Here is a 7,239-nt window from a genome sequence, read left to right on the forward strand (position 1 = left end):
TGGCACCTGACTTAGAACGATGCTGTCCAGACGATGCGCACCGGCGCGGGCGCTCGCTAAGCGAAGATCATGGGGCTCACCAGTAGCTGTGAGTCGACTCCCAAATGGAAAGAAGCTTGATGACCGAGCCGCGAAGTTATTCAGTAGCTGTAGTAATCCCCACGAACCGGATCCACGGCTGGTTGCCCCAGGCGGCTGAGTCCGTACTGGCTCAAACTGATGTGGATGTCGAGCTTATTCTGCTCCTCGACGGGGTGCGGCTGGAGCCGATGCCGGAGTGGGCCCGCGACCCACGTGTCACGTTGATTCACAATGCTCAGTCGCAGGGCGTCGGTTCCGCCCTTCGTCGGGCCATGAGCGCTGTAAGCAGTGAATTCGTGGCACGGCTTGATTCGGACGATATTGCCCTCCCGGGCCGGCTGAAGGCCCAAGCTGACTACTTATCGAGCCATCCTGAGACGGTCGCCGTAACCGGCTCGGTAGAATGGATCGATGAGCACGGCGACGTCATCGGTCGTGTCGGTCACAAGTCAGGGGACGACGTCCGCCTGGAGCTCCTCGTTCAAAACGTGCTGGTTCAGTCCGCCATAATGTTTCGAAAGTCGGCGTACGACAGTGCAGGCGGGTACTCCGAGATGCGCCAGATGGAGGACTATTCACTATGGCTGCGCATGGCTTGTATAGGACCCGTGGCCATTATTGACACTTTGGTCACTCAATACCGCATCCACCCGAACCAGATGAGCCGGGGCGTGCGCCCTTGGAGTGCTTACGTGCGAGCGGTCATCAAAGAACGGGATGCTCTGGCTCGGCACTTAGGCGTTCCACGCTCAAAGCAACGCATCAAGAACGTTATGTGGGTGTTTGCTCTCGTGCTGATGTACATACTCCCGGAACCCGTGCTTCGGCCACTTCGATCAGCGCTATCGCGTTAGCAGGAAAGATCACATGCACCTCAGACGACGTCCGGCCGTTTCCGCAAGTGAGCGGAACGACGGCACCATAAATTCGCGGGGAGCCTCCGGTATAGGCGCCGCTTCTCTAGTGGCTGGCGTGTCCGGCTTGGTCATTCTGTTTGTTGCCGCCCGTGCCCTAACAATTGAAGAGAATTCACAATTCCTGGTTTTCTGGGGAGCGCTCTTTGGCGTATATGGAATTTTGGGTGGAGTGCAAGCGGAATCAACCCGCGCTGTGCGCGCCGCGGAGTTGAACCCCAACAAGGCGTCGACGCGCCCTGGGGCGCGAGTGTTGCACGGCGGGATCATGATTGGGGCCGTTATGGCCGGCGTGCTACTCGTTTTGGGATTGTTGTACGGGCAAAACGTTTTTCCTGCTAATTCCTTTATTTTAACTCTGGGCTTGGCTGGTGCGGCAATTGTTTATTCCGGACATGCCGCCGTGGCAGGCTCACTTCAGGGGCAGCGGCAGTGGCGCAGCTATGCCGGGTTGATATCAGGCGAGGCGCTTGTACGGCTCGCGGCCATTACGCTGGGTGCGGTGCTTGGTGCATCTCTTCTCGGACTGGAACTTGCAACCCTGGCAGCCGTCTTGGTGTGGCTCGCGTGGCTGCTGCTCTCAAAGCCCGCGCGGGTAGCTGCCAAGGGGCGGGCCGACGTCGTCATGAGTGTGTTCTTGAGGCAGACAGGGCATGCAATAGTGTCTGCGGGTTCGTCGGCAGCGCTGGTTGTTTCCTACCCTCTGCTTGTCAGGCTCACTGCGTCGAATGAGCAGTACGCGTCGGCGGCGCCGCTGCTCCTGGCGATATCACTCACCAGGGCACCGATCATGCTTCCCATGCAGGCATTTCAGGGCGTTGCCATAGCGCACATGGTGAAATCTGGAAGTGGGGGGGGAGCGGCTCTGCGGACGCCCGCGCTCTTGATCGCGCTGCTAGGTCTCGTTGGAGCGGCTGCTGCCTGGTTAGTCGGGCCAGCTCTCATGACAATTTTCGGCCCAGGATACCGCGTTGAAGGCTGGGTGCTCGCAGCACTGACACTCTCGGCCGCTCTTATGTCGGCATTGACGTTGCTGGGCACTGCTGTGCTCGCTTTGGGTCAACACCGGGCTTACTCTTTGGGTTGGCTGGCCTCCACCATCGTGGCAGTCATCATGTTGCTTATTCCCGGCGAACTCGATGTCAAGTGCATACTCAGCCTATCGCTGGGACCCCTGACCGGCATTCTTGTTTTCCTGACGACGCTCAATGGCTCGATTTTTCGAAGCCGAGGCTGAGTATTTGAAGCTTTCAGCGCCACCTGTTCGTGCGGTTCGGCGTCGGGGTTCGTGCGAGGGAGCGCCAGCGGTCGCGTGGCCTGGCGCCGCTGACGCCCTCCGTGACGGTTGCTAGCCCGGGGTTTTCATGGGGGTGGGGGCGGTCGGGGGTGTTGCAACGATCACTAGAACTCGCCTGAGCTGGGAAAATAGTGTTGTTGACGCACTGATCCACCCGGCTGAAAGAAGCACCTTTCTGATGTCCAAGATTACCGGAGAGGTGGCGCTCAACCGCACCAACACCGGCGCTGACCAGCCCAAATCGTGAGCTCGGACCCCGGCGCTAACCCGCACCACACCTGGACCCCTCAAGAGCGAATATTCAACCGAGGACGCTGAAACAGCCGCCGCGTGTTCGATAGTCCCGTGTCCGTCCAACCTGATCCTCCCGTTGCGTGGGGCATCAAATCCCTGTCGCAGTGAGAAATGGCACACCCTGGCCCTGCCGGGATGGGTGACTGAGCATCCATCCCGGAACAGGCCGACGAGCCTTGAATGGAAGGGGCTTGGATCCCGTTGGGGAGCGTGGGAACCCAAGGGTGTTGGCGACCAATTGAGAATGCCCACTGGCGGCCAATAGGATTTCATTAGTTTTGTGCTGTATGGCCACAGCTACTGCCTGCTGGTGGTCAGGCAAATTGGCCCCGTTGTCGCGCCTTTCTGTAGGTCCCGTTTCGTCAGCTTCGTCGCGCCTGCGCTGCGGCACGGTGCCCGTGGCTAGGTTGGACGGATGGAAAATGACAGCCGGAACCACCGGAGGCAGCCGGAGAGCGGGAGACGCTGCCCGGCTTCCTGGACTACTTCCGGGCCACCGTCGTGATGAAGGCCGGTGGACTCAGCGACGACTGACATGGCCGCTAACACAAGGGAAGTGGCCATGCGCCGCAGAAAGCTACAAATCAATCAGCCTCAGGACCTGCCTACGGGGGCTCGACAATCAGACTCCAGCGGCGACAGATTGACTACCTTGTGTTAGTTGCAAGACACGCGGAGAAGGCGGGCGTGGCCCTCGCTGTCTACAATTTCTACAGACGCCGATGGCTTTACATCGACAACGCCGGGGAAGTTTTCAGCTGCAGCAGCATTGGTCAGAAATGTTGTACCAAAATCCAAAATGTAACGCACGTTTTGTCGTTCCGCTGCCTTGCAGGCCGCTGAACCGGACAGGGCGTTGCCGAGACCATTTTCAATCAGACGCTGGTCGGCATCCTCCGCCGAGAACATGTGATAGCTGGTAACTTTTCGGCCCGCAAGGGCGTACGCGAGAGAGCCGCCGTTCCACGGGTTGACGGCTATAACCGCGTCGGCCGGCACTGTCGAAGGCAGTCGTCGTATGACGGCAAGCTCGTCCGAATCCACTATCGGCGCCTTGGAGTCCATTACGTAGGCCTTCGCAGCCTCCTGGGTGATTGGGCCCATGGTTCCGAACTGGCTGGCGGCGACCACAGCCAGCAATACCACACCTGCCGGCACAGCAAGAGTCAACTTGGGGTGGCCGTGGATACCCCGAAGACGTCCGAGGCGCTTGAACGCCGCGGCGGATGGCGCCTTCATGATGTCCCACAGGTAAAGGCTTCCAATGGTCGCCAAGACGCTCCCAAAGATGGGCAAAAGTGCTGCGAGTCGGTAGCTGTCCTGATACCAACCGCCAGTTAGGAGCATTCGCAACGGTCCCTTGGGCGTGGAAGCTGTCGTAACGTAAAGGATGACGGGGACGAGCCAGCAGAGGAAGACCCAGAACTGGCTGCTGTTGCGCACAACTCTTTGAATGCCAATAAGCGCCAATATTGAAGCGGCCCAGGTGACCGCCCGCCCGATCGGTGCGTTTGTGACTGCTTCACCGATAGCACCGGCCTGCGTTGTGAACGGTGCCCAACCGTCATAGTCCTCTACTGGCCGCAGGAACTTCCAGATGATGCCAAACATCAACAGCCCAAATATGGTCAATGCGGTTAGCGCCGCGGACCGAGATCTGCGGTCTGGGCTCGATCGGATTCTGAGCAGTTCTCTCGCTGCAACCCATATTCCCAGCGGCAACGAAAAAGCAACCAAGGAGAGGAGCCCGTTGGTCTGCGACAAAGCCAACCCAGGAATGGCAACTGCCAGGAACATCCACAAGCTGGGAAGATCCGGCGCTGGTTCGTAGGACAGCCGGCAAAGCCCTATTACGATGGCGAGCGCTGCGGGCAGCAGCGCGTAGGAAAGGATGTTTGGGTACAAGGGGCCGAAGTCCATGATCGAGATCGGGAAGGCCGCGAACCCGGCACTTAGGCTTCCGGCTATGGCGAGTGCAAGCGGACGCGGACCGACGATCTGGTACACCAGATAGATCAGTCCGGCGGGCCAGATGACCGCGCCGATGACAACGTTGAAGACATTTTCTGCGACAACCACGTCAGCGCCGGAGATCTGCGCAATCAGCGCAGCTATGGAGTGCCAAGCGGAGGGATAAATCGCGCCGGCGCCCTGCGCCCCGGTCATGCTGCCGAGCGTTAGCGACGACGCATTTCCGGACTCGAGTACGTACCGGATGGCGTTGAGATGAAACACATTGTCGAATCGCTGTGCGAAGTTCTCCGGCGTTCCGATGACCTGAAGCAGCCGCCGGCCAATGAGAACAGCACCAATTGCCAGACCCAAGGCCCACCCGGCCCAGACAAGGTAGGGGGTCGGCTCCTGCCTTGGCCCGGAAGACTTGAAGGCGAATCGACGAAGCGTCCACGCAGCTAACGCCGCTGCGAACGTCGTGAAGAGCACGGGAAGGATGGTCCACGGGATTCCGACTGCTCCCGACGCTATCCCAGCAACGCCAACGATGGCGACGCTCACAAGCGGTGAAAGACAGGGAACGGCAAGACCTCGGGCACCCATAAAATACGCCAGCACACCTCCAGGCCCGAAGATTAGCGCCAAGGCTATTGCAAATTCAGACAGAGTATTCCACCAACTCATTAACTGCGAATCCTGTTCTTATATGTTGCAACTGGCGTAGACACGCAGGTTTGTTCCGAGAGGAACTTCACCGGGGCTTTTCAGATTGGAAATGTTTACTGGTATTCATTGTTCCGAGAGAACACCAGTCTTCTCACGAGCTCACGTTGCCAATTCGGGCGGACGTCCGTGGAAGCGCCACAGTCCTACATCCAGGAAGTCCAGGCGCCGCGGAGCCTTGTCGCGAATTGACGAAGCCGAAAAGCCAGGAAACCCAATCCTACGACCTCCCGATTCACCGGCGGGACCTCGCAGGAGTCGACGCTGATGCGGTGGCCAGAGGCCTGAACTTTACGTACCGCGGGCGTCTTGTCACTGAAAGCTTTCCCAGCTGAAATCACAACGTCGTCGTCCTCGGCTAGCGACGGCGGACCTGTGCGATCGCGATCGTCACAACTATAGCGGAGCAGCGTGGACTGTTGCGCCGACGTCGGCCGGGCGTATGGAATACTGGATCCTTGTGAGTCGCACATGGTTCGTTATTCCGATGTACAACGAGGCCACCGTCGTAGGCGGGGTCGTAGCGGATCTTCGGAAGGAGTTTCCCAACGTTGTCTGCATTGACGACGGCAGCTCCGACGGATCCCAGGACATCGCCCGGGCGGCCGGCGCCGTTGTTGTCCAGCACCCGATCAACCTCGGTCAGGGCGCTGCTTTGCAGACCGGGTTCGAATACGCCCTGCAGGATCCCGAACTTGATTGCATTGTGACGTTTGACGCTGACGGCCAGCACCGGATCGAAGATGCTAAAGCGATGGTGGAGCGGATCCGCAGCGGCGAGGCCGACATAGTCCTTGGTTCGCGCTTTCTGGACAACCGGACCAAGCTTTCCCCCGCCAAGCGCATGGTGCTCAAGACCGCCGCCATCCAGTCGCGGCTTGCCACCGGCATGGACTTGACTGACGCCCACAACGGGCTTCGAGCCATCAGCCCCTCGGTGGCCGGCCGGATTCATCTGACTCAGAACCGGATGGCCCATGCGTCCGAGCTGGTGAACCAGCTGGCGAAGATGCAGCCCCGCTATGTGGAGCATCCCGTGGAGATCATCTATACGGATTACTCCAAGGCGAAGGGGCAGTCGCTGCTGAACGCCGTCAATATCGTCATCGAACTTTTCTTCAAGTAGTAAAGGCCTCCTGACATGTTGATCTTCGTGCAGATTGCGCTAGTTCTTGCCGTCATCATCGTTTCCGTGGCGCTGATGCGTGGGGGATCGAACGCCCGTCACCTTGCCATCCGCCGGATGATGCTGATCCTGTTCGCAGTCGTTGCCGTTCTCTCGATATTCTTCCCCGGTCTGCTTACAAGCGTCGCGGGCTTCTTTGGCGTCGGCCGCGGAACAGATTTGGTGCTCTACGGCACTATTGTTTCCGTGCTCGTGTTCATGTCCACCACGTACCAGCGCTTCCGCCAAATGGAGATTTCCATGACGAAACTCGCCCGCCGCATCGCGATTGACGAGGTTCCGCGCCCGGATTCCCAGCACATGATGAAGCGCGGTTAGCTTTCGGTCCCAGCCCGTCCCTCCGCGGAGAGGCGGTCGCGCAATCTCGCGATGCCATCTCACGATTCGCGCGGCAATAGCAACGGCCATGACCAGGAAGCTGTGTTGTCAGGGCTGACTGTGCGTGCATAATGCGCGAGGCCGGGCGGGTAACGACGCATGTTCGAGGCCGGCGTCCTCCCATTCTCCGGCTCCCTGAGAGTGGCTCCCGGGCTCGGGGGTGGACACGGAAACGTGGCGGCACGAATCTCGCGGCCACGGCGCAGCCGCGGCTACCGCCGTCCGGGCGCAGCGATGCGGCAGCGCGCCAAGTCCGATCCCAAGGGCTCGCACCAGAGTGCCGCCCTTGGCGTCCTTGGGGATATTAGCCTCGATTTTTCATGGTGCTCGTTGATGGCCGTTGATGTGTGGCCGCGGCTGGTGGGCGGTTGTTTTCTGTTTTCGGGCAGTGTGGTGTGGCCTGTTGGTTCGCC

Annotated in this window: 6 protein-coding genes; 5 read left to right on the forward strand and 1 reads right to left on the reverse strand. The window is 59.7% G+C overall.

The window, feature by feature from the left end:
* The first annotated feature begins 119 nt into the window (after positions 1 to 119).
* Both ACZYX4_RS12765 and ACZYX4_RS12770 read left to right on the forward strand, forming a co-directional pair.
* Positions 120 to 935: a glycosyltransferase gene (locus ACZYX4_RS12765; RefSeq protein ID WP_463876423.1), complete on the forward strand. Its 816-nt coding sequence runs from the start codon at positions 120 to 122 to the stop codon at positions 933 to 935.
* 109 nt (positions 936 to 1,044) lie between these two features.
* A complete protein-coding gene (locus ACZYX4_RS12770; protein WP_463876401.1) occupies positions 1,045 to 2,232 on the forward strand; it encodes a hypothetical protein in 1,188 nt (395 codons plus the stop codon).
* A 1,011-nt stretch (positions 2,233 to 3,243) separates the two neighbouring features.
* Here the strand turns inward: ACZYX4_RS12770 and ACZYX4_RS12775 are convergent.
* A complete protein-coding gene (locus ACZYX4_RS12775; RefSeq protein WP_463876403.1) occupies positions 3,244 to 5,223 on the reverse strand; it encodes a DUF6541 family protein in 1,980 nt (659 codons plus the stop codon).
* Positions 5,224 to 5,704: 481 nt separating this feature from the next.
* Between ACZYX4_RS12775 and ACZYX4_RS12780 the strand changes: the two genes are divergently transcribed.
* The 3 genes from ACZYX4_RS12780 to ACZYX4_RS12790 form a co-directional block, all read left to right on the forward strand.
* Positions 5,705 to 6,388 (forward strand): glycosyltransferase family 2 protein, encoded by a 684-nt coding sequence (locus ACZYX4_RS12780; RefSeq protein WP_463876405.1) that lies wholly within the window; start codon positions 5,705 to 5,707, stop codon positions 6,386 to 6,388.
* 15 nt (positions 6,389 to 6,403) lie between these two features.
* Positions 6,404 to 6,766, forward strand: coding sequence for a DUF2304 family protein (locus ACZYX4_RS12785; protein ID WP_463876407.1), 363 nt, complete (start codon positions 6,404 to 6,406; stop codon positions 6,764 to 6,766).
* Positions 6,767 to 7,000: 234 nt separating this feature from the next.
* Positions 7,001 to 7,239, forward strand: a 239-nt coding sequence (locus ACZYX4_RS12790) for a hypothetical protein (protein WP_463876409.1), incomplete at its 3' end; no start/stop codon positions are given.

It is taken from the genome of Pseudarthrobacter leeuwenhoeki, from assembly GCF_055412885.1.